Source organism: Saccharopolyspora sp. NPDC045941 (assembly GCF_056431445.1).
In genome coordinates, this window is record NZ_JBWKKU010000002.1 from 1 (window position 1) to 20947 (window position 20947).

Below are 20947 nucleotides of genomic sequence, written 5' to 3' on the forward strand. Positions count from 1 at the left end.
CGTAGCATTTGGTTTATGGCTACCGACAGCGAGTTCCGTACCGGCAGACACGTAGTTTTCCTCATGCACGCTCACTTGGTTTTCGTCACGAAGTGCCGGCACCCCGTGTTCGCCGACGCGCACCTGAGCCGCATGGAAGAAATCATGCGGGAGGTGTGCGGCGACTTCGGAACCGAGTTGGAAGAGTTCAACGGCGAAGCCAACCACGTGCATCTGCTCGTCAGCTTCCCACCCAAGGTCGCGGTGTCGAAACTGGTCAACTCCCTCAAGGGAGTATCCTCCCGGCTGTTGCGCAAGGAGTACGAAGACCTGCGGTTCGCTTACTGGAGAGGTGCCCGGTTGTGGTCGGGCTCGTACTTTGCCGGGTCGGTCGGCGGCGCACCGATTTCCGTAGTGCGCCAGTACATCGAACGGCAAGCCCGTCCCGCTGTTTGAGCGGTCGGCTCAAGCACGGGATTGATGCGCTCCCTCTCCGCCCTAAAAGACGGGCATCCGCGCTACGTTTCTCCGATGATCCCGCGCAAAGCAATCGGGCCTCTGCTGGTCGAGATCACGGCGTGATCGCGACCAGCAGAGGCCCTCCTGCTATCCGCCACTGGGATCAGGACGGGAACCCGGCGTTCACGACGTCAGGTATTCGTACTGGCTCGGCAGGGAACCGACGAGCCGGGCGCTCTCCTCCCGCACCCGGGCCATTTCCGCACGCGCCGCGGTGTCGTCGAGGAAGTCGAGCGCGGGCAGCGACCGCTTGGGCAGATGACCGCCGAGGCCGAGCAGCATGACGTTGTAGGAGTACGGCTCGAAACCGTGGTAGTAGGGGTAAACGGACGTGTGGTCGGGTAGCCGGACGGACCACGCCTCCAGCCGCTCGTCCAGCCCGGGCGGCAACGGCCGCTCCTTGGTGGCCTTCCAGTACGGCGTGTCGGCCCGCGCGGCGCACCGGTAGTGCACCACCAGGAAGTCGCGGACGCCGTCCAGGCAGCGCGCGACCGCCCGGTTGTAGCTGGCGATCAGCTCCGGTTCCCAGTTGGCGTCCGGGAAGTGCTTCACCAGCTGCTCGACGCCGTGCTGGATGAAGAAGATCCCGGTGGACTCCAGCGGCTCGACGAACCCGCTGGAAAGCCCGATCGCCACGCAGTTGCGCACCCAGGAGTTCCGGTTGCGGCCGATGCGCATCCGGATGTGGTTGGCCTCGGCGTCGGCGGCCTCCGGGCCGACGAACTCGCGCAGGGTCTTCTCGGCCTCTTCCGGCGAGCAGAACTCGTCGGCGTAGACGTAACCGGTGCCGATGCGGTTGGACAGCGGGATCGTCCAGATCCAGCCGGAATCCTGCGCGGTGGCCGTCGTGCACGGGCGCATTCCTGTCTGCTCCACGTCGGCCGGCACGCGCAGCGCCACGGCGCGGTTGTTCGGCAGGTACTCCTGGTACGACTCGAACGGCTCCTCCAGCACCTGGTTGATCAGCAGGCCGCGGAATCCGGTGCAGTCGATGAACAGGTCACCGGTGATTTCGCCGTGTTCGCGGGTGACCAGGTGGCTGATCCAGCCCCGCTCGTCCTGGCGCACCTCCAGCACGTCGTCGCGCACCCGGCGGATTCCCCGGCGGGTGCCGAAGTCGGCGAGGAACTCGGCCAGCAGCGATGCGTCGAAGTGGTAGGCGTACGGGAACTGGGTGTCCTGATCGGACATCGTGCTCTGGCGCTTCCGGTCACCGCCGTCGTGCAGGGACCGCTCGAACAGTTCGCCGTCCGAGTACTTGGGCGCCCGCTTGGCGTCGACCAGCTCGGGGATCACCATGCAGTCCTTGTCGAACCGCTCGCCGCCGAGCTTGAGCCACCAGTCGGCCATGGTGAACCCCTGCACCTTGGCCATCCGTTCGAACGGGTGGTAGAAGACGTGGCCCGGTTCGCGCCAGTTCTCGAACCTGATGGCCAGCTTGTAGGACGCGTGGCAGGCCGGCATCCAGTCCCGTTCGGCCAACCCCAGGTAGTCGAAGAAGTGCCGAACGGTGCTGAAGGTCGCCTCTCCCACGCCGATGGTGGGCACGCGGGCGGACTCGACCAGGGTCACCGAAATCTGGTCGCCCAGCGCTTCCTTCAGGTAAGTCGCGGTCATCCAACCGGCAGTACCTCCACCGACTATGACGACGTTGCGGAGCATGTCCCACCTCTTCGCGGATCTTCACCGGATTTCCAGCCGCAGTGCAGCACGGCCGGACGTCCGTGCGCGACTGCTCGTTCGGGCACTGGTCGTGGACCATTGGTGGGGCTCGTTGGGGCGTCCGTTTGGGCACTGGTTACCGAACGGCCCCGTTCCTAACCTTGGCTTCGTGACCGCCCAGAGCAGTCCCTCCGCCGGACCGGCTCGCGAACGACTGGCGCGGCCGCGTTCGAGGAGCCGATGAGCGGTTTCCCGGTGGAGTCGCCGTGGTGAAGTCCATCGGACGCGACGCCGTACCGCGGGGACTGCCCCGCATCTCGTCGTGGCCGAGTCGGTGTCCGGCGACACTCCGCTGCGGTGCGGCAGGCACGGCCACGACCGCGCCCCCGCCGGCAGTGCCGAGCCGAACGGTTTCCGAGATGTTGTCGACCGAGGAGGTTTCCGTGGTCCAGCCGGACCAGCGAAACTGCGCTGAGCACGCTGTGGGGTCCCGCTACCGCGACGTACTGCGGCTCGATCAACTCCTGAGCTGCCAACCGGAAAAGGGCACGCACGACGAATTGATGTTCGTCATCGTCCACCAGGTGCACGAGCTGTGGTTCAAGCTGATGCTGTTCGAGCTGGAGGAGGCGCGCGACCTCCTGGTGGCCGACCGGCTCGACGCGGCCGAACACCTGCTGCGCCGGCTCGTCGCGATCCAGAACGTGCTGATCTCGCAGTGGGCCGTGCTCGACACCATGCTGCCGATGGACTTCCTCGCCTTCCGGGACACCCTCCGGGGCGGCAGCGGCTTCGAGTCCGTGCAGCATCGCGAGATCGAGTTCCTGGCCGGGCGGAAGGACGCCGGCTACCTGGACCAGGTTCAGCTCACCGACGCCGAGCGCGAACGCCTGGTCCGCAGGCTGGAAGAACCCAGTCTGCGGGAGGCGTTCATCGCCCTGGTCGAGAAGCGGGGGGTCGATTCGCTCGCCAAGGTCTGGCAGCAGGGCTACCAAGACCTGCCCGCCGCGCACTGGGAACTGCTGCGGGTGGCCGAGGCCCTGCTCGACGTCGATCAGGCGTACGGCCGGTGGCGAACGCACCACGCGCTGAGCGTCGAGCGCCAAATCGGGTACAAACCGGGCACCGGTGGATCATCCGGGGTGGATTACCTGCGCTCTCGCATAACTTCCCGCCTCTTCCCGGAACTCTGGGAGGTCCGGTCCCAGCTGTGACGGTCTTCCGCGCTCATCGCGGCCGGGGCTTGTCGGGTGGGCGTGTGCTCCGTTGCAGCGCCCACCCCGACCCCTTCAGGTCAACTGGTCAACAAGCCATCGCGGATGGCGTAGGCGACTGCGAGAGTCCTATTGGGACAGTTCAGCTTGGCCAGCAGGTTGGCGACATGCCGCTTGGCTCCGTGCGCGGAGATGCCGAGCCGGCGGCCGACCTGCTTGTTGCTCATCCCCTCGGCGAGCAAGCCGAGGACCTGCCGTTCGCGCGGCGTGAGGCGGACGGTGCTCGTTCGCGGCTGGCCTCGGCGGCGAAGCTCCGTGATCAGCTTCCTGGCGAGCGAGGACGGCAGCGCCATATCACCGCGCTGCAGTCGTAGCAGGGCGTCTTCGAGGTTCTGCGGATCGACCGCGGACTCCAGGAGGAATCCATCCGCCGACAGCGTCGCGGCCTGGGCGACCACGTCATCGCTGGCGTCGCGCAGCAGCGCGACCGTCTTCACGCCGCGCTTCGCCGCGACCGAGGAAATCTGCTCGAACTCCGCCAATTCGTCGGCGGAAATGAGGGCAACGTCGAAAGGACGGTTTTCCAGGAGGGTCACGGCCTCTCGGAAATCGGCACAGCCGTGCACGAAGTTCACCAGGGAAAGACTGCGCAGCATGTACGTGAGGCCCCATCTCGAAACCTCGTTGGGAAGGGACACCAGGACGGCCAGTTCCGCGTTGCGGAATCGGGCGATGCCATCCGCATCATGTCGACCTGTGGCGGGTTCCCATTTGTTTCCTAATGGAATTATATCCCCGTTGATGACGCAACTTCCTTTCGTGCGGGGCGGACTGCTCGTGTCGTTGGAATTGCTCCGTACTTCTTCGATGCGGACACCTTTGTCGGCGTGGCGTCGTGCTATCGCTGGCCGTGTTCGTGCTGCATCCCCAGTTTTCCCGGTTCGTACGTCCCAACCGCGCCGTACCGGCTCTGCCGGTCCCAGCGGCCTTATCGGGGCGGGCGCCGCCGTTCGTTACTCATCGCACCGTGCCCTGCCCCTCCGTCTGCTCCCGCTGGGAAACCGGACGCCGGGTGCCGCCGGCGTCAGGTGACAAGTCGAAAATATCGAGTGCATCACGAGTATGTCACTGTGATCCCGGAAGATACGCTCAATGCAGTAGCAGAGCACTAGGTGAAAATCGTCAAATGGTGCAGTCGGGGCCGCCGGAAGACGCAGCGTCGTGGGGTGGTGTCCGATATCGGGCGTAACCCCACCCGCCAAGTGGTCGGTTTCGCATGCCGACCGCATGCCTGGCCGTTGTGCCCGGATTCGGAAGTAAGCGAAGTGCAGGGCAACGCGCTGGTCAGCGCGTTGGAAGGAGCCTGGAGTCGGCTGGCTCCGGTCTTGGCGGCGGAGCCCCGTTCCGGGCGTGGAGTTAGTTCGCCGATCGTGGTGGCGGTCACGCCGACCGCCTTCGATCGGGAACGGGATTGCGGCGCCTGGCGCGTCAGTTTCCCTGCGGGGCGTACTTGCCGCCGGCCATGACCTGATCGACGATGCCGTAGGGGGCCGCATCGATGGTCGAGAGGCGAAGGTGGTTGCGAAGATCGCGGGCGATGGTGTCCGAATCCTGCCCGGTCTTCGCGGCGAGGAGCCGCACCATTTCATCGGACCATTTCTGATGGTCCGCCGTCGTCGGCGTCACGGGCTCCCCGTCGAGACCCTCGTCGTGGTCGGGTTGCCGCAGGACCACGTACGATCCCGGAAGGATGTACCTCTTGCCGGTCGCTCCGGAGCACAGCACGAGAGTCGCCGCTGATCCCACCGCGCCGATCGCCCAGGTCGAAACCTCCGGCTTGATGCAGTTGATCGCATCGCAAATCGCGAATCCGGCCGGTAAAGACCCGGCGGCGCTGTCGATGTAAAGCTTGATTTCCGAATCCGGATCCGTGGCGTTCAGCAGCAGCAACTGCGATATCGCGGCGGTCGAGGAATTTCTGCTCAGCTCGCCGCTGATGATGATCGTCCGATCATCGAACATATCGTTCATCAACTTGTTCATCGCCCAACTGTGTATGGGCATCTCGCGCTGCTCGCTTCCCTCGTCGCGGTCTCGCGTGCGAAGATCACTGTAGTCCTGAACGCCGGAACACGTGCTTTCGGCACGAGCGGTTCGCTGAGAGCGTACGTCCGCGGCAAGGGAAATCAGGGAAATCTTGGCAGCGTTCGGCCGAACGCATTGCGCGGCACGACGCCGGCGGCAATGCCCGGTCCGGCGTTCGTCGGCCGGTCTGCGCCAGTGTTTCCCGCCGGGAGTTCAGGCGGGGACGGGGTGCCGGTCGGAGCCGTCGAAGGGCGGGTAGTTCTCGCCGGCCACTCTTTCCGCCGCGTCGATGTAGTCGATGAGCGCGTTCCGGGATCGGGCGAGCTTCTCCATCTGGTCGTTCAGCCGTTGCAGTCGCGTTCGCATCGCGGCCAGCAGCTCGGGGCACCCGAGCAGTTCCGGGGTCTCGCCGATCGCGCAGGGCAGCAGGTATGCGATGTCCTCTGAGGACAGACCGGCGCCGAGCAGGTGCCGGATCTGCTTCACCCGCAGCACGGCGTCCTCGTCGTACTCGCGGTAGCCGTTCGCGCCGCGGTCCGCTTCCAGCAGGCCCTGGGCCTCGTAGTAGCGCAGCTGGTGGGTGTTGACGCCCGTCCGGCGACTCAGTTCCCCGATCCGCATCGACAACCTCGCTTGACATTCACACCGGTATCAACGTTGACGATGCTGCCATGAACGACGAAAACGATGCACCGGTCGCAGTCATCGGGCTCGGACTCATGGGCCAGGCCCTCGCCGGCGCGTTCCTGAAGGCCGGGCACCCCACGACCGTGTGGAACCGCACGACTTCCAAGGCCGACCGGCTGGTGGCAGCAGGGGCACGGCTGGCGCCGACGGTCGGCGACGCGCTCACGGCGGGCTCCGTGACGATCATCTGCCTCACCGACTACCAGGCCGTGCACGAACTGCTCGGCGCTACCGATGCCGAGCTGGACGGCACGACGTTGATCAACCTGACCTCGGGCGACTCGACCCAAGCCAGGGAAGCCGCCCGGTGGGCCGAACAGCGCGGTGCCCGCTACCTGGACGGCGCCATCATGGCCATCCCGTCGGTGATCGGAACCGCCGAGGCGGTGATCCTGCACAGCGGGCCGCGGCCGGACTTCGAGGCGCACGAGTCGACGCTCGCCGCGCTCGGCACCGTCACCTACCTCGGCGCCGACCACGGGCTGGCGTCCCTGTACGACGTGGCCGGGCTGGCGATGATGTGGAGCGTCCTGAACGCCTGGCTCCAGGGCACCGCCCTGCTTCGGACGGCCGGTGTCGACGCCGCGACGTATGCGCCGTTCGCGCAGCAGATCGCCGCCGGCGTGGCCGGATGGCTTCCGGGGTACGCCGAGCAGATCGACAGCGGCTCCTATCCGGCCGAGGTGTCGGCTCTGGAGACCGATGTGCGGGCGATGGCGCACCTGATCGAGGAGAGCGAGGCGGTGGGCGTCAACGCCGAACTGCCGAGGCTGATCAAGGCGATGGCCGACCGCTCGATCGCGGCCGGGCACGGTGGGGAGCAGTACCCCGTGCTGATCGAAGAGTTCGCCAGGCCCCGCAACGGTTGACCGATCCGGCATCGCGGTCGGTAGCCCGTCCCTCGGGCTACCGACCGCTCAGAACTGGACGTGCATTGCCGAACGGGACAGCGAATCCGAGGTCAGCAGGCGTTCGACGCTGGTCGCGGCCGCCGGTCTCGCACCTCTTCGAAGTTAGCGCTTGACACCACTTCAAGTGGAGTACTACGTTTTGAGTACGACAGACGAAGTACTAATGGCGAGGTGGTCAACCCATGCGAAAGCCCGTCACCGCTCAGTTCTCGTTCCCGTCGGCCAAGAGCGGCAAGCGGGTTCAGCCGCACCCGCGCATGCCTCGGTCGGTGCCGGCTCGGCGCCCGCTGCCCAAGCCCGGCACCCGTCGCTGATCGACCACTTCGAAGAGGAGAAGCCCCATGCGAAAGCTCACCTACTTCGTCGGCTGCAGCGTCGACGGCTACATCGCCGGCGCCGATGGCTCGCTCGACGCGTTCTTCCCGCTGCCCGACGGGCTCGTCGAGCACCTCGTCGCGGAGTATCCGCAGACGCTGCCGACGCACGTGCACGGCACGCTGGGGGTCACCGACCTGGGCAACCGCTTCGACGCGGTGGTGATGGGGCGCGGCACGTACGAGCCGGGCGTGCGGGAGGGCGTCATCAGCCCGTACTCCCACCTGGATCAGTACGTGGTGTCGGGCAGCCTCACCAGCCCGGACCCCGCGGTCACCGTCCTCTCCGGCGACCCCGTCGAGGCGGTGCGGGCGCTCAAGCGCGAGCCGGGCGGCGGGATCTGGCTGGCCGGCGGCGGTAGCCTCGCCGCCTCGCTGCTGCCGGAGATCGACGAACTGGTCCTGAAGATCTACCCGTTCGTCCTCGGCAAGGGCATCGGCGTGTTCGACGGCGACATCGCGCCCACGCACCTCGCCCTCGCCGACGCGCACGTCCTCGGCAGCGGCGCGGCGATCCACACCTACGCCCGGAAGTGAGGCCGCCTTGTGAAGTTCACTCGCCCACGTAGCGGAGGCCGGTCCGGCGCAGCACGACCCACTGCTCGCCGGGCCGGTCCACGACGACCGGGTACCAGCGCGGCTGCAGCGCCGCGTGCAACTCCTCGCCCCGGCTGATCAGCGAGCTCACCGCGGGTTCGCCCACGACGATCAGGGCCGACCAGTCGACGTGCGCCATGAGGTGGTCCTCGGTGACGCCGAACTGGGCTTCCAGGAGCGTGACCACGTCGTGGCCGGTGTCCGGGCCCGACCTGACATCGCTGATGTCGGGCACCTCGTCGTCTTCGTCGTCGTCTTCCTCGGTTTCGTCGTCGGTGATGTCCTCGTCTTCTTCGGCCTCGTGCTCGTCGTCCTCGTCGCGCTGCTCGTCCCACACGTACTTGTCGAGCTTGTAGATGCGCGCGCACATGTCGAACGCCTGGTCATCGGAGAGGATCAGCGTCACCGTGCGGCCGTTGAGCAGGGTGAACGTCAGCTCCGCTTCCGGGGTGCCGTTGGTGCCGGGTTCGGCGTCGACGTTCCCGGCGACTTCCCCGAAAAGCTCGGAATCGGCGGGGCTCTCGTTGCCCGCGCCCAGCGAGGGGAGGTTCGCGGCCATCTCCACCACGCAGCGCGCGGCGGTCCAGAACGCCTCCTTGTCCCGGAATTCCTTGCGGCTGCTGGTCAGCGTCCGGCCGAATCCCAGCGTCTCGACGCGCGCATCCACCGTGCCGGTGCCGGTCGCGTTCTCCCAGATCGCGGTGACCGTGACGTTGTTGGCCAGTCGTTTCCGGTAGTTCTCGATGTGGCCGTGCCGGGCGAGCTCCCAGCCGCGCACCTTCTGGGGCCAATCGTCTTTCACTGCGGACTTCCCTTCGGGCGAACGACATGTCGTTTCCCTCCGACGTGCCGTTGGCCGTGATCGTTCCCGCAGCGCGCGGCCGGATGACGAACCGCGGTCCACCACCGTCCACATTGGTCAGATCTCGGTCCGGTCCACCGAGGCCGGGTCGGACGTCTGGTGCCCGGAAACCTCGGGCCGAGAACTCGCCGACAGGTGACCTGCCGAACGAAGAGCTCCGCCCGGACGCCCTCGGGCGGAGCTCTCAGCGCGTCCAGTCAGCGCAGGTCGTGCTTTCCGGTCTTCACGTCGCGCAGGAAGGCCGACCACGCCGAGGTCGTGAACGGGAGAACGGGGCTGGCGGAGCCGAGCTTGCTGTCCTTCACGCCAGCAGCCCCCGGGATGCGCGCCACCATGACGCATGCTGCTCCACCCCCGTTGCTTCGGCTGCTCTTGCGCCAGTGCGCCTGGGTGAAGTCGGGGGTGAACATGACGTGCTCCCTTTGGTTTGCCTATAACTCGCGGGCGAGCCGGTTGAGGAAAGTGATCGACTCCTTCTGGCTCAGCGCCTTGGCGCGCAAGGTGCTGTAGTTCAGGCTATACGTCTCGACTTCGGCCGGATCCTCCAAATAGAGGCAGCCCGTCAGGTAGTCGGCGTAGGCCACGTCGGGATCTTCCTGGTCGGGGAAGGACAGCACGATGAAGGGTGCGCCGAGCGCGGGGATTGCGCCGGCGCTGAACGGCAGAACCTGAACCGTCACATTTGGCAGCTTCGCGCTGGCTGCGAGGTGCTTGAGCTGTTCGCGCATCACCTCGGGGCCACCGACGAGTTGTCGCAGCGCTGACTCGTGGATGACGGTTCCCAAGGTGAGCGGGTTCGTCTCGTGCAGGCGTGCCTGTCGCTGTGAGCGAAGGTCGGTGCGCTCCTTCATGACGACCTCGTCGGCCTGCGGTATCCATGCCTGCATGAGTTCGGTGGCGTAGCGCTCGGTCTGCAACAACCCGGGAATCAGCTCGCCGGAGAACTCGTGCACCTCGGCGGCTTCGGACTCCAGTCCGACGTACTCCTCGAAGTTCGACGCCAGCGCGTCCTGGCCGTACCGCTGCCACCAGCCCTTCTGCCTGGCTTGCAAGGCAAGCGCGACGTACTGGTCCCGTTCCGCGTCGGGGACGCCGTAGACCGCCGCGAGCGCGAGAACTTCGGCAGGCCCGGCGGATTTCTCGGCGTTCTCGAACCTGCTCAGCTTCGGCTTCGACCAGTCCAGCACAGCCGCGACGTCCTCTTGGCGAAGTCCGGCTTGCGCGCGCCAACGCCGAATTCCTCGGGTGAGCCTCCGCAGCCGCACCGTCGGGCTGATCCGCTCTTCCACGGTGTCCTCCTTCGCCCAGTTCGCCACCTGGATCTTCGCAGGCCCGGAACCTTCCACGCAGTCGCTCATTCGTGTGCAGTCCTGGACCTTTCAGGTATCGGACATTGCGAATGTGGAAATTCCACGAAACCTTGGTTTCAAGTCCCCGTGTTCGGTTCGGAAGGAAGCCTCATGGAGTACCTGACCTACATCTGGCGTCCGGTCACTGGTGGACGTCACGCGTTCCCGATCGCGGCACGGAAAACCCCGGTGGGCGAACGGGTTTCTGCCTACTGCGGCGCGGAGGCCGACGCGGCTGAGCTGCACGACCGCACCGAGGTGGACTGGATCCGCGAGCACTCCTGCACGGACTGCTGGCGCATCCTCGCCCAACGGTCCTGACATCGCCAACCCCACTGAGAAGGAGACGACCATGTTCTGGCTGCACCTGAGCGTTCTCGTGCTGATCAACGTGCTGATCGCCGCTCTGCTCGTCAGCTCCACCGCGATGCGGTTGCCACTGCTCGCTCGCGCGCAGCACGAGGGGGCAGGGGAGGGCGCCTACAACGTCTGGGATCTCATCGCACAGGTCGAAGCCGAACGAGATGAAGGGCAGGACCGCGCCATAGCGTGGCCGCCTCGATCGCATCTTCCCGGCCAAGAGCCGGATGACCAGCCCACTGGTCGGCACCATTTGCGCACTTGAGCCAGGCCCCTGAGCCGGGCCGGTGCAGCTGCCTCCCCGACCACTGCACCGGCCCACCCGGTGGCCGGGCGTCTTCCCCGCCCCGCGCCCGGTCACCGGCCCAAACGCGCTGAAGTCCGCTTTGGACGGACGTTCCCGGCCTCCGTGCCGCCGGTTCCCCGGCCCGGCGGCACGGTTCCGCCCTGGACACTCAGCGGTGGGCCGGGACGAGTTCCTGGTGTGCTGGTTCGGGCGTCGCGCTGACCTTCTTCCGGTCGCGGTGCACGGCCAGCAGGAACAGGGCGACGACGGTCTGCACACCGACGATGAGCGCTTGCGGCAGCAGCTCGCTGACGCCTACCAGGGACATCGTCGCGTTGGTGCCGAAGTGGATCGCGATCGCGCCGAGGACGCCGGCGCGCTCGTAGCCGTACGCGGCCAGCAGCGCCATCGGGATCACGCTGAGCATGTAGGTCACGCCGCTGAAGGTGAGCAGGCCGAAGGCGTTCTGGACGGTTCCGGCGACGAAGAACAGCGGCAGGTGCCACACCGACCAGATGACGCCCAGCAGCAGTCCGGCGAGGAGACGGCCCACCTTCGCGCGCAGGCGCGGGTGCATGGTGCCGCGCCAGCCGAACTCCTCGCTCAGCGGGCCGACGACGAGCATGACGCCCGCGAACACCAAAGGGCCGCCGGACACCTCGATCAGGGCCTGCGCCGCGGTCAAGCTCACCGGCGGACCGCCCAGCTGCTGCGCGAGCAGCGCGGCGCCCACGACGGTCCCGGCGGCCACTGCCAGCAGGACGGGCGTCCAGAGCAGGCCTATCAACGGCAATCGCACCGCGTGCGCTGGGGCGGGCTGACTCCGGGAGGCGCGGCGCAGCCGGATCACGATCGCGCCGATCATCGGGCCGAAGGCGCCGAGCAGGTAGGGGATGACGGTGGGGAAGCTCATCGCCGGCTCGCCGAGCAGGATCGCGATGCCCCAGGACGCCCAGGCGGTCGTGAACGTGACGACCAGGAAGAGGAGGATGCCGCTCTTCTGGCGGGCGGGGCTTTTGGTGGTCACGACAGTTTCCCTTCGTGGAGTTCGGAGTCGTCTCAGGCGGCGGGGAGGCGGTGGGTGAGCCAGTCGGTCACCTGCGCCAGCAGCTCGGCGTCGACGGGGTGGCGCAGCAGCCTGCGGTAGGCGCGCACCGACGGTCGACCGGGGTCGCGGCGCAGCAGGTGGGTGAGGTCGGGGATCCGGTGGACCTCGGCCTCGCCGGGCACCAGCCGGCGGATCTCGTCCAGGTCGGCGGGGTCGACCTGGATGTCCTTGCCGCCGGTGATCGCCAGCACGGGCGCCTGGATGTTCGCCAGGTCCGCGCGTGGGTCGTGGCCGAGCATTTCGCGGAACCACCGGGCGTTCACCGGAAGTCCGTGGACGCGCGCCGCGTCCGCGCTGGTCGCCTTGATCCGGGCGAGGTGCCGGGAACCGAGGACGCGCAGCAGCGGCCGAACGGGCGCGGGCAGGTCGCGGGCGATCATCCTGGCCTGCCAGCGCAGCGCGTCCTCGCCGCGGCGGGCGAACCCGGCCAGCAGCACCACCGCCCGGACCAGCGGATCCGGGCCGAGGGACATGGCGTGCACCGCGCCTTCGCTGTGGCCGATCACGCCGATGGCGTCGGCCCGGATGTCGGGCCGTGCGGCCAGGGCGCGGAGCGCGGCGGCGGCATCGCGGGTGTTGTCGGTGAACCCGGTCGTCCGCCAGTCGCCGGGCGTGGCGCCGACGCCGCGCCGGTCGTAGCGCAGCGTGGCGATCCTCTTCGCCGCGAGCGCGGTGGCCAGCGGCGCTCCGAGCTCCAGGCGGAGACCGCGGGCGTTGGAGTCGCGGTCCACCTGCCCGGAGCCGTGCAGCAGCAGGACTGCCGGGTGCGGGCCTGGTCCGGCGGGCAGGGTCAGGGTTCCCGCCAGCGGAAGCCCGTCGTCCGCGGTGGCCGTCATGTCTACGTCCCGCAAGGTCCAGCCTCCATTGTTATCAGTTTTGAGAACGTTATCAGGTGTGAGATTGTTGGTCCATGGCATCCGCAGATCTCCTCCTGCACCCGGTCCGGGCGCGCATCCTGCAGACGCTGTTCGGCTCGGATCCGCTGACCACCGCACAGCTGCGCGAACGCCTGCCGGACGTCGCGCCGGCGACGATGTACCGGCACGTCGCAGTGCTCGCGGAGGCGGGCGTGCTGGAAGTGGTGGAGGAGAAGCGGGTGCGCGGCACGGTGGAGCGCAGCTACCGGGTGCGCCAGGAGCAGGCGGTGGTGGACCCGGCCGCCCGGGAGGCGATGGCCCTGGAGGACAACCGCCGCGCCTTCACCGCGTTCTCGGCGTCGCTCATGGCGGACTTCGAGCGCTACCTCGCCAGCGACGGTGCCGCTCCCGCCAGCGACGGTGTCGCCTACCGGCAGGGTGCGGTGTGGCTGACGAAGGAGGAGTTCGCCGAACTGATCGAGGAACTCGACGCGGCGGTCGTCGCGCGGACCGGCAACGCCCCGACCGCAGACCGGGTCCGCCACGTGTTCAGCCTCGTCTCCGTGCCGGACAACGCAGCGGAACCACCCAGCGACGGGTGATCGGGAGAGCGATCTCCGGGGCTTCGCCGGCTGGACTGCCGTGATCACCGCGAATGGGACGATCCCGGTCGGGGATGTGGAAAGATCGGTCCGTGAACCTGACTCCGGCAACGCTTTTCGGCCGCTTCGGCGTGGTGCTCGCTGGTGTCGCAGTGCTCGCCGCTTGCACCGGCCCCGGCCCCGGCCCCGGCTCCGCGCCGCCGCCGGAACCGGCTCCGACCAGCCAGGCCGCGGGCTGCCCGGAGTCCGGCGTTGAGATCACCGCGGGCCCGGTGGACGCCGCGATGGGTCTGCGCGCGATGGGCATCGTCATGACCAACTGCGGCACCCGCGACTACACGGCGAACGGGTTCCCGGTGGTCCGGGTGCTGGACGCGGCCCGCCGGCCGCTGCACGTCGTGGTCGGCAACGGATCGGAGCCGGTCAGCGCCCCGGACAGCTACGACGTGCCGCCCGAGCCGGTCACGCTGCGGCCCGGCGACCAGGTGACCGCGCGGGTCCTGTGGCGAAACGACGTGGCGGACTCGACGGTGCCCGCCGTGGACGGCAGCTACCTGGAGATCGCTCCGGCGGCGGGCGAGCCGGTCCAGGTCCTCGAGCCGGACGGCGGGATCGATCTGGGCACCACCGGTCGGCTGGCCGTGAACGCCTGGGCCGTCGACTCCTGATCCGGGGGACAGTGCGCTACCGGCAGGCCGCGATGTGGCTGACGGAGGAAGAACTCGCAGTGTCGATTGAAACTGCGGATCTTCGGCATGTCGGACCCCGACACGCCGGGTCCTGTGGACAACTTCCGCAATTTCAATGGAAATCAGAGGTCTGATTTCCATTGAAATTGCGGAGGACCGAACCTGGGGTGCCGCCGTGTGCCGCGCTGATCGAAGAAGTCCAGGCGGCGATCATCGCGCGGGTGGGCAACGAGCCGAGCGACGACCGCGTCCGCCGCGTGATCAGCGTCGTCGCCGTGCCGAACAACCCCGCCGGCAGCCGAAGCGGACGGCTGATCGGCGTGCCCGAGGATCATCCACTTCGGACAGATGGATGCCGAAGCCTGCGCGCTACGCCTTGGCGTTCTTGCGGAGCTTCGCGCGGACCGCTCGGGTGGCGATCGGGCCGAGCCCTTCCAGGGCGTCCGCCAGCTCGGCGAGCCGGCCGAGGGCTTCGAGCGCCTGCTCGCCGCCTTCGGGGTCGACCGACTCGAACATCGTGAGGCCGAGGAAGCTCGCCGACACCGCGTGCGCCAGGGCGCTCGGGGCGGCCACCTCGGCCAGCGGAGACCCGGCCAGCACTCGCTCCAGCGCCGTGCGCACCTCGACGATCCACTTGTCCAGCGCCGCGCGGGTGGCCTCCGCGAGCCGGCCACCGGCCTGCGCCCCGGCGAGGGTCTGGGCCAGCACGACCATGTTGCCGTCGGCGCGTTCCCCGACGTGGATCTCCCGGCCCAGCGCCAGCAGCTCGCCCAGCGTGGACACCTCGGCGAACCGCGCCCGGTAGCGGGCGACCCGGTCTTCGGTCGCCGCGATGCAGGCCTGCGCGACCAGCTCGTCGACGCTGCCGAAGTGGTAGAAGATCAGCGCCTGGTTGACGTCGGCGGCGGCGCCGACGGTCCGCGCGGAAACCGCGGTGATGCCCTGCAGTCGGATGACCCCCACGGCCGCGTCCACCAAGCGCTGCTTGGTGGCCGCGCTGCTGGTTCGCCGGCCCGTGCTCATCAGTCCAGGACCTTCTCACGGAGCGGCTTGACCGCCCCGCTCACCCCGCCGTCGAGCCGGACGTACCGCGCGGCGAAGCTGCCGCGGTAGCCGAACAGCGGCCCGAACCGCCGGTTCACGACGGCGACCTGGATCCGGAACAGCCCGCTCTCCTCGTCGAACCACTCGTCGACGTGCGCGGTGCCCGCGAATGCCTGCGGGACGGGCGTGCGCGCTCCGACGCGGAACCCGCCGGAGCGGATCCGGAATCCGCCGTCGGGGCGCACCGCGATGTCGAGGTCCACCGCGAGGTGCTGGTGCGTGCCGAGGTAGTCGACGATCCGGTCGCCGGTGTAGAGCATCTGCGCGTCGAACCTCCTTCGCCGCCGCGGGAATTCGAAGGTGCGGACGAACGAGATCGTCTCGCGGCCGTAGGAGTCGACGTACGGGTAGTTCTCGATGACGAACGGGATGTTCCGGCCGCGTTCGGGCCCGCAGCGCCTGTTGGCTTGCGATGGTTTCGTTTCTAGGAATTGCGGGATGTGCCACATCGAAGGCGATTCTGTTTGGTCTTTCGTCGATGCTCGGCCCAGTCGTGCGATGCCTCCGCGTAAGGCCGATTTAGACTCTGGTTCCCGATGGCTGCACTCGCGGGTCTTCTAATACGCCATTAGTGGCGATAATGTCACCCGGCTGGATCTCGAAAGATGAACACGTGGGTCGGATAATAAGGTTGCGGCAATACTGCGGAGGGAGTTTGGTGTCAGAGTCAGAGGTAACCCAGGGGGTGTATGACGGTGTCGATTCGGAGGAAACGGAATCTGTCGATGATGCGCGATTCATGATAGGTCACCTTGCTTCGTTAACTAACAATGCGGATACTAAAGCGGGTCTCGTGGCAACTGCGACCACGGTTTTGCTTGGAATCGCCTTTTCTCAACGTCGAGATGTGGCTCGCCTAGTGCAGCAGGCTGAAGATCTAGAGTGGATGCAGTTTGGCTCTTTTGTGCTCGCGCTACTTGGTGGTGCTGTCGCTGTCGGCGCCGTCGCGCGAGCTCTGTGGCCACGGCTATTGGTGTCAGGATACAGTCGCTATTCGTGGCCAGCGGTGGCGAAGGTATCCTCTGAGGTACTCATAGCGGCTAGTTTCAGAGGTAAGCGTAATGAGGCATGGCGGACGGCACATGATATGTCCCGAATACTTGCCATTAAATATAAATATCTTCGCGCGGCCATCGCTTCGTGGCTGGTTTCGGCGACCTTCCTGTTGTGTTGGTTCTTGCTTGCGGGATAGCATTCTGTGGTCGGCGGGCTAAATCTCTGCTTCAGATGAAGAAGGCGGTTACCAATACGGTTCCTCCGCTCAGCCAGAGAAGTGATGAGATGTGAACATTTCGAACGTGGCGAGCCAGTTTCCTGGTTAGACGGATCTTTCGCTGCACAGTCAAAAGTAGATCTTCTGTCGAATCGCAGTAGCTGTGCGTGATGTACCGTATGGGGCTTCTGTGGCGGCCGAATGGGAGTGCAGCGAGAAGTAAGAGATACCATGCGGCGTGGAGCAAGATGTACGACCAATTCGGCACGGCCTTGAGAAAAGATGGGAGAAGATATCTGGATGTCAGCCACGCTGTGCCAAGGATGAACATAAAACGAATCGGAAGACGTGCAAGCCAGATCACGAAGGCGGGGTGCCCATCGAGCAAGTTCGCGACAAGTCCATCTGTAAGACTGAACATCTAGATGTCATTCATCGTGTGCGGTATCTTGGTTTGGTCGTTTGTGAGTGGTATCCAGGCTTTCTGGCGGGTTGGCTTCGGAGCCGGCAGGGTAGTCGTTGCCCTCGCTCTTCTTGTGGTTAGCCAGCTGCAGTGCGTTGGCGCCCTCCTGGACTTCCGGCTTCTTGTGCCTCGCCCTGCGAGGATCGGTCGAAATAGGTTCCATTGTGATGCGAGGCTTGACTGAGCGAAAACGTTCCAAGATGTTCTGCAACGCATCCTTGACCTCGTGCTCTGCTTCGATGTCTTGGATCGCTCCCGACCCTATGAGTTCTCCGACGACGCTGATTGTCGTTGCCAAATTCTTGTCCTCCTGTTGGGACATATAGTCGAGTATCTCCAGCACGGACTTTGGGTTCTGGGCCAAGTGATATGCAAGCATCCCGCCTGGGCCACGCTGCACGTACTGATCGACGTGTCCCGACCGGATGTCCACGATCTCAGCTGATTGCTCTTCTCGGCGCTTCATCAGCTCGTGAGCGCGTAACATGTTGTCCTGGTCCATCTCCAGTGTTGCGCCGAGAACTTCAATGCCCTGTGAGACAGCTGGAGTTTGGGCGCTCAACTCCTCGTTGAGAACGTCCTCGACTTCGCCCAAATTATCGAGTTCGAAACCTCTGGATATCCGTCGCAGAGATACCGCGACGCTTGCGGTGAAGGCTGCCGCCCCGTCCGAGACGCTGGATCGAACTACTTCTTTGGGATCGACAACTCTCCACCGAACCTCCATGTTTGCGCGGAATCTCAGAATGTCGTTCTTGCATGGCAGCGTGAGAGGGATAACCTGCCTGTGCTGTTTCATGTCGATCTCGAAGTACCTTCTGATATGCCCGAATGCCCATGTGGTGGCGGGAAGGCGATCACGCACGTATGTCAGTTCGCCCCGGGACGTGAGTAGTACCAGAGAGGTATCGTGTTTTACTGTCGGCCGCCGTCCGAGTACTCGCCATGGTCCGATGGTTCGAGTATTGGTAATCGGTGATTGGGTATTGCGACGGCGAGTTCCGGCGAGATCTTCGTACTGTTTGATCTGTTCGACAAGCTCGTGCATTAAGAACTCCTTACTGTTCTCGGGAGGTTGAAGTCAGGCGGGAGAGCACGGCCGCCGAGGTGGCTGGTGCGTAGATTTTCCGTTCGCCGCTATCCCAGCCTTGTGCGATTCGAGTAACGATGTCGAGGATTCGTCGATCACCATTAGTGATTTCTCGGGCGAGCTCTGCGAAAGCGTCACGATACTGCGGACTAAGGTCGCACATTTCGGCCCATTCGCTGAAGTAGTTCCTCGCGATCTTGTACAAGTCCTGGTCGGTGAGAGCCATTCGCCAGAGCAGAGCCATGTCGTCCAGGTGACTTCTCGACGCGTTTCGCTCCATCCAGAGTGCGAGGAGTCTCGGGTGGCTGGCCTTGGTGTCTGAAACGGCGAGGTCATTTGCGAGCATTAAGAAGGCAGTCACGCTGCCTCGCTTGAGGTTCTTGTTGTGCGAAGTAGCCCACGAGTTGACCAGCGAAAGTACGCTCGGCAACAGAACATCTGGCTGGTGGTACGCGAGATCGGCGAGTGAACGCCCGATCCGGTAACGTAGTCGCGTCGAGGAATTGTGCATCAGATCGTCGAGCACGGAGATTGCCTGCTCGGGGGCTCGTGTGCCCAGGGGAACGCCAAACGCAGCTGCAGCTCCGAGTTTTCTCGTCTCGTCAGCGCGCGCCCACGACTGCGCCAATCGGACGACGGCGGAGCGCAGATTTCGGTTGTCGGCAGCGAAGGAGAGTGCGATTGCGGCGGACTCGGTGCTTTCCAGTGAAAGTTGTCCTACCCATTTCTCCACAGTGTTGTACGCGACGTCTACGAAGTCGAGGTTCATCAGCTGACCGACTGTCGCTGCGGCGGAGTGTCGCACAACGGTCTCGTGGTGGTCTTCACCCAACCAGCAGAGCCACTTAAGGAGCGGTTCTCGGTACGTGCCGGCAACTGTCCACACTCGCTCAACTATCCATGCGCGAGATTCAGGTTGTTGGAGTTGAATAGTTTCAATCGGTACGGCGCCGAGTTGTATTCTTTCGATAGTGGATGAGCGCTTAATGTACTCCTTCGTGTTTGCTAGGGCAAGCTGTTGCTTACGGCGATCGTCCATGTCGAAGAAATCGAACAGTCGACTTGCGGAGTCGATCGCATCCCGCCAACGCTGATTGTTGTGGACAGCGGCGGTGAGCAGCCATGGCCATTGCCAGCACGACGACTCTGCGATCTTAGCGGCTATGGCAGTGCGGCGGCGCTGCCGTTCTTGTCTTGACAGCTGGCTTAGGTCCGGCGAAACAGCGAGTTCCTCGACGAAACGCACTGTCGTAGTTGCTGACGCTTCCGCGTTCTCCGCCAGCCAGGCTTGCGCTGCAGCGCTGTCGATCAGCTCGGCTGCGCGGGCGTCAGTCGTGATTCGGCGCAGGTGACAGACCAGGATATCCCGGCGAGATGTTGCTTTACCGAGTTTGACAACATGCTTGTGCAAGCTAGTTCGGAGGTCATCGGCGATCACGTCGCTGGTGATCACCATCCGTCCTTGTCCTTCGCGCAAGGTTTGGAGCAGGTGACGCAACTGTGCCTCGGACAGTCTTCGTAGGACTTTCGCAGGACAGTCTGGTACGAGCAGGCCAGCCCCGGGACGGAACAGGCGCTTGCCCAGTTTCGACAGGTCTGACGATGGATCGATGATGACTACGTGCTCTGCTCCGGCGCATCGCAGCAGGTCAGTTGCTGTCGCCGCACGGCCCCAACCGGCCGGCCCGCTCAGAACAGTGAGGACGGATCCACTGACGCGCTTCCGAAGAGAGGCTTGCTCTGGGGCTGGAACGTGGTCGTCGTACTCGGTGAGCTCGTCATCTGTCAAGATGTGCAGGACAGGTTCGGTGCCGACGTCGTACTCGATGTTCCTGATCTGGACGAACTTGTGCCCTTGAACCAAATCGCCGTAGAACTCGTAGTCCGCGGCCGACCAGCCACCCTCTGTGAGGCTGGCGCGGATGTCTTCGATGTTCCTTTCGGTTTCGCCGGCGCGAGGGCGCTCCTTGTACTCCAGCTGCTTGGCGATGCTGATTTCGTCCACAGAGGATTTCTTTTCGAAAGCTGAGTCATTTGTCCTGTCGGACTCAGCTCGGTCTCGCTCAAGGCTTCCGTCGTCTCGGGTTGGCTCAACTTCGTCCTGCTCGTTGCGGCCAGGCTCTCTGGCCTCCTGACGTTCAGCGGTCATCGTCGCCCCCAGTGGTGCACGGTCTTGTCACCGCTGACCAGGTCGCCACGAACGCTCACTCCCGCGTGGAAGTGAGTGCCTCTCGAGGTGGTGGGATCGTGCGCCGCCGACGCCCTGGGCTGGGGTTGCTGATGAATAGGCGGGTTCTGAGTTGCTCCGGCTTCGCCAACGAGACGAAGCCATCCTGACATCGGCGCATGGGTCCGCTCGACCGGGACTTCTGCATAGTCCGCAGGGTTGATCGCGCCGTAGCTGTGCTTAATGACTGATTGGAATGCTGGCGAGACGATCACCCCGAGCACGCAGGCCGGTCGGTCCCTCAACGCTGAGCGTATTGCATCGCAGTTGAGCATCCGGAACGTGTCGTTCAAGTCGCTGCCGATCCACCCGTTATTGTCCCGATGAACGTCCACGCTGTGCAAAGCAGCACGCAAACGAAGCTGGCTACGGAAGCTGGCCAAGTCGTTGTGCTGACGGAGTTCCGTGTGCAAGCGATCGAGCAGCGGGTCGATAAGCCGCGTCTTGTCTGATTCGGGTGGTATAAGGGCGAAAACGCCGTCGCCGCGGTCCTCGTGATCGAGATCGTCAAGTGACATCCCGATGCTCTCCGTCAGCGCGCTGCGGAGCACGTCGTAAACGCCCGCACGCATGTTTTGTTGAAACCGGTTGTCCTGCTTGCTGAAGTCGACTACGTCAACGGCGAGCACCAACCTGGTCTGTAGAGGTCCCATGCAAGTACTCCGATCGCCGAAAGGTTGAGACGTCGACGACGTGTCTACACGGCGTG

The 20947-nt window shown here is 65.3% G+C and carries 23 protein-coding genes; 9 read left to right on the forward strand and 14 right to left on the reverse strand.

All coding sequences use genetic code 11. From position 1 onward, the window contains the following. Window positions 1–15 precede the first annotated feature (15 nt). Window positions 16–435 carry an IS200/IS605 family transposase gene (gene tnpA / locus AC07FN_RS01775; RefSeq protein ID WP_478394073.1) on the forward strand — a complete coding sequence of 140 codons (420 nt, stop codon included), beginning with the start codon at window positions 16–18 and terminating at the stop codon, window positions 433–435. A gap of 186 nt (window positions 436–621) precedes the next feature. On the opposite strand, the gene AC07FN_RS01780 is transcribed toward tnpA, so the two are convergent. Next, the gene (locus AC07FN_RS01780; RefSeq protein WP_478393884.1) at window positions 622–2160 is read right to left on the reverse strand and encodes a tryptophan halogenase family protein; all 1539 of its coding nucleotides are present in this window, start codon (window positions 2158–2160) and stop codon (window positions 622–624) included. 443 nt (window positions 2161–2603) lie between these two features. On the opposite strand from AC07FN_RS01780, the gene AC07FN_RS01785 reads away from it, so the two are divergent. After that, window positions 2604–3374, forward strand: a complete 771-nt coding sequence (locus AC07FN_RS01785) for a tryptophan 2,3-dioxygenase (RefSeq protein ID WP_478393885.1) — start codon at window positions 2604–2606, stop codon at window positions 3372–3374. 80 nt (window positions 3375–3454) lie between these two features. Here the strand turns inward: AC07FN_RS01785 and AC07FN_RS01790 are convergent, their stop codons facing one another. The 3 genes from AC07FN_RS01790 to AC07FN_RS01800 form a co-directional block, all read right to left on the reverse strand. Beyond that, the gene (locus tag AC07FN_RS01790) at window positions 3455–4009 is read right to left on the reverse strand and encodes a response regulator transcription factor (RefSeq protein WP_132493197.1); all 555 of its coding nucleotides are present in this window, start codon (window positions 4007–4009) and stop codon (window positions 3455–3457) included. Window positions 4010–4862: 853 nt separating this feature from the next. Next, entirely contained in the window at window positions 4863–5417 is a 555-nt protein-coding gene (locus AC07FN_RS01795) for an ATP-dependent Clp protease proteolytic subunit (protein ID WP_478393886.1), read from the reverse strand. Between the two features lie 255 nt (window positions 5418–5672). After that, window positions 5673–6080: a MerR family transcriptional regulator gene (locus AC07FN_RS01800; protein WP_478393887.1), complete on the reverse strand. Its 408-nt coding sequence runs from the start codon at window positions 6078–6080 to the stop codon at window positions 5673–5675. Between the two features lie 50 nt (window positions 6081–6130). On the opposite strand from AC07FN_RS01800, the gene AC07FN_RS01805 reads away from it, so the two are divergent. Beyond that, window positions 6131–7015, forward strand: coding sequence for an NAD(P)-dependent oxidoreductase (locus AC07FN_RS01805; protein ID WP_478393888.1), 885 nt, complete (start codon window positions 6131–6133; stop codon window positions 7013–7015). A 383-nt stretch (window positions 7016–7398) separates the two neighbouring features. Beyond that, window positions 7399–7968: a dihydrofolate reductase family protein gene (locus AC07FN_RS01810; RefSeq protein ID WP_478393889.1), complete on the forward strand. Its 570-nt coding sequence runs from the start codon at window positions 7399–7401 to the stop codon at window positions 7966–7968. Between the two features lie 16 nt (window positions 7969–7984). Here the strand turns inward: AC07FN_RS01810 and AC07FN_RS01815 are convergent, their stop codons facing one another. The 3 genes from AC07FN_RS01815 to AC07FN_RS01825 all read right to left on the reverse strand — a co-directional run bounded on the left by AC07FN_RS01815 (window position 7985) and on the right by AC07FN_RS01825 (window position 10248). After that, the gene (locus AC07FN_RS01815; protein WP_478393890.1) at window positions 7985–8830 is read right to left on the reverse strand and encodes a hypothetical protein; all 846 of its coding nucleotides are present in this window, start codon (window positions 8828–8830) and stop codon (window positions 7985–7987) included. 257 nt (window positions 8831–9087) lie between these two features. Next, window positions 9088–9300 carry a DUF397 domain-containing protein gene (locus tag AC07FN_RS01820; RefSeq protein ID WP_478393891.1) on the reverse strand — a complete coding sequence of 71 codons (213 nt, stop codon included), beginning with the start codon at window positions 9298–9300 and terminating at the stop codon, window positions 9088–9090. A gap of 21 nt (window positions 9301–9321) precedes the next feature. After that, entirely contained in the window at window positions 9322–10248 is a 927-nt protein-coding gene (locus AC07FN_RS01825; protein WP_478393892.1) for a helix-turn-helix domain-containing protein, read from the reverse strand. Window positions 10249–10350: 102 nt separating this feature from the next. Here AC07FN_RS01825 and AC07FN_RS01830 point away from each other — a divergent pair, with 102 nt between their 5' ends. Together AC07FN_RS01830 and AC07FN_RS01835 are read left to right on the forward strand one after the other, a co-directional pair. Beyond that, window positions 10351–10560, forward strand: coding sequence for an HC3 family zinc finger protein (locus AC07FN_RS01830; protein ID WP_478393893.1), 210 nt, complete (start codon window positions 10351–10353; stop codon window positions 10558–10560). A gap of 31 nt (window positions 10561–10591) precedes the next feature. After that, a complete protein-coding gene (locus AC07FN_RS01835; protein WP_478393894.1) occupies window positions 10592–10864 on the forward strand; it encodes a hypothetical protein in 273 nt (90 codons plus the stop codon). A 190-nt stretch (window positions 10865–11054) separates the two neighbouring features. Here the strand turns inward: AC07FN_RS01835 and AC07FN_RS01840 are convergent, their stop codons facing one another. Together AC07FN_RS01840 and AC07FN_RS01845 are read right to left on the reverse strand one after the other, a co-directional pair. After that, window positions 11055–11912, reverse strand: coding sequence for a lysostaphin resistance A-like protein (locus AC07FN_RS01840; protein WP_478393895.1), 858 nt, complete (start codon window positions 11910–11912; stop codon window positions 11055–11057). A 32-nt stretch (window positions 11913–11944) separates the two neighbouring features. After that, window positions 11945–12844 carry an alpha/beta hydrolase gene (locus AC07FN_RS01845; protein WP_478393896.1) on the reverse strand — a complete coding sequence of 300 codons (900 nt, stop codon included), beginning with the start codon at window positions 12842–12844 and terminating at the stop codon, window positions 11945–11947. A gap of 59 nt (window positions 12845–12903) precedes the next feature. Here AC07FN_RS01845 and AC07FN_RS01850 point away from each other — a divergent pair, with 59 nt between their 5' ends. Beyond that, the gene (locus AC07FN_RS01850) at window positions 12904–13452 is read left to right on the forward strand and encodes a helix-turn-helix domain-containing protein (RefSeq protein WP_478393897.1); all 549 of its coding nucleotides are present in this window, start codon (window positions 12904–12906) and stop codon (window positions 13450–13452) included. Window positions 13453–13544: 92 nt separating this feature from the next. Then, entirely contained in the window at window positions 13545–14120 is a 576-nt protein-coding gene (locus AC07FN_RS01855; RefSeq protein WP_478393898.1) for a DUF4232 domain-containing protein, read from the forward strand. Between the two features lie 390 nt (window positions 14121–14510). Here the strand turns inward: AC07FN_RS01855 and AC07FN_RS01860 are convergent, their stop codons facing one another. Then, window positions 14511–15164, reverse strand: a complete 654-nt coding sequence (locus AC07FN_RS01860; protein WP_478393899.1) for a TetR/AcrR family transcriptional regulator — start codon at window positions 15162–15164, stop codon at window positions 14511–14513. Next, window positions 15164–15694 carry a DUF4166 domain-containing protein gene (locus AC07FN_RS01865; protein ID WP_478393900.1) on the reverse strand — a complete coding sequence of 177 codons (531 nt, stop codon included), beginning with the start codon at window positions 15692–15694 and terminating at the stop codon, window positions 15164–15166. The genes AC07FN_RS01860 and AC07FN_RS01865 overlap by 1 nt, the downstream gene beginning before the upstream one ends. A 290-nt stretch (window positions 15695–15984) precedes the next feature. On the opposite strand from AC07FN_RS01865, the gene AC07FN_RS01870 reads away from it, so the two are divergent. Continuing rightward, window positions 15985–16437 (forward strand): Pycsar system effector family protein, encoded by a 453-nt coding sequence (locus AC07FN_RS01870; protein WP_478394074.1) that lies wholly within the window; start codon window positions 15985–15987, stop codon window positions 16435–16437. A 449-nt stretch (window positions 16438–16886) separates the two neighbouring features. Here the strand turns inward: AC07FN_RS01870 and AC07FN_RS01875 are convergent, their stop codons facing one another. The 3 genes from AC07FN_RS01875 to AC07FN_RS01885 all read right to left on the reverse strand — a co-directional run bounded on the left by AC07FN_RS01875 (window position 16887) and on the right by AC07FN_RS01885 (window position 20867). Beyond that, window positions 16887–17969: an SPFH domain-containing protein gene (locus AC07FN_RS01875; protein ID WP_478393901.1), complete on the reverse strand. Its 1083-nt coding sequence runs from the start codon at window positions 17967–17969 to the stop codon at window positions 16887–16889. Between the two features lie 10 nt (window positions 17970–17979). Further along, entirely contained in the window at window positions 17980–20016 is a 2037-nt protein-coding gene (locus tag AC07FN_RS01880) for a hypothetical protein (protein ID WP_478393902.1), read from the reverse strand. Window positions 20017–20156: 140 nt separating this feature from the next. Beyond that, entirely contained in the window at window positions 20157–20867 is a 711-nt protein-coding gene (locus AC07FN_RS01885) for a hypothetical protein (RefSeq protein ID WP_478393903.1), read from the reverse strand. Window positions 20868–20947 lie beyond the last annotated feature (80 nt).

Coding starts and splice junctions, on each gene's coding strand:
- tnpA (WP_478394073.1), top strand. CDS start 16: ATGGCTACCGACAGCGAGTTCCGTACCGGCAGACACGTAGTTTTCCTC.
- AC07FN_RS01780 (WP_478393884.1), bottom strand. CDS start 2,160: ATGCTCCGCAACGTCGTCATAGTCGGTGGAGGTACTGCCGGTTGGATG.
- AC07FN_RS01795 (WP_478393886.1), bottom strand. CDS start 5,417: ATGAACAAGTTGATGAACGATATGTTCGATGATCGGACGATCATCATC.
- AC07FN_RS01800 (WP_478393887.1), bottom strand. CDS start 6,080: ATGCGGATCGGGGAACTGAGTCGCCGGACGGGCGTCAACACCCACCAG.
- AC07FN_RS01805 (WP_478393888.1), top strand. CDS start 6,131: ATGAACGACGAAAACGATGCACCGGTCGCAGTCATCGGGCTCGGACTC.
- AC07FN_RS01810 (WP_478393889.1), top strand. CDS start 7,399: ATGCGAAAGCTCACCTACTTCGTCGGCTGCAGCGTCGACGGCTACATC.
- AC07FN_RS01820 (WP_478393891.1), bottom strand. CDS start 9,300: ATGTTCACCCCCGACTTCACCCAGGCGCACTGGCGCAAGAGCAGCCGA.
- AC07FN_RS01825 (WP_478393892.1), bottom strand. CDS start 10,248: ATGAGCGACTGCGTGGAAGGTTCCGGGCCTGCGAAGATCCAGGTGGCG.
- AC07FN_RS01830 (WP_478393893.1), top strand. CDS start 10,351: ATGGAGTACCTGACCTACATCTGGCGTCCGGTCACTGGTGGACGTCAC.
- AC07FN_RS01835 (WP_478393894.1), top strand. CDS start 10,592: ATGTTCTGGCTGCACCTGAGCGTTCTCGTGCTGATCAACGTGCTGATC.
- AC07FN_RS01850 (WP_478393897.1), top strand. CDS start 12,904: ATGGCATCCGCAGATCTCCTCCTGCACCCGGTCCGGGCGCGCATCCTG.
- AC07FN_RS01860 (WP_478393899.1), bottom strand. CDS start 15,164: ATGAGCACGGGCCGGCGAACCAGCAGCGCGGCCACCAAGCAGCGCTTG.
- AC07FN_RS01865 (WP_478393900.1), bottom strand. CDS start 15,694: ATGTGGCACATCCCGCAATTCCTAGAAACGAAACCATCGCAAGCCAAC.
- AC07FN_RS01870 (WP_478394074.1), top strand. CDS start 15,985: ATGATAGGTCACCTTGCTTCGTTAACTAACAATGCGGATACTAAAGCG.
- AC07FN_RS01875 (WP_478393901.1), bottom strand. CDS start 17,969: ATGCACGAGCTTGTCGAACAGATCAAACAGTACGAAGATCTCGCCGGA.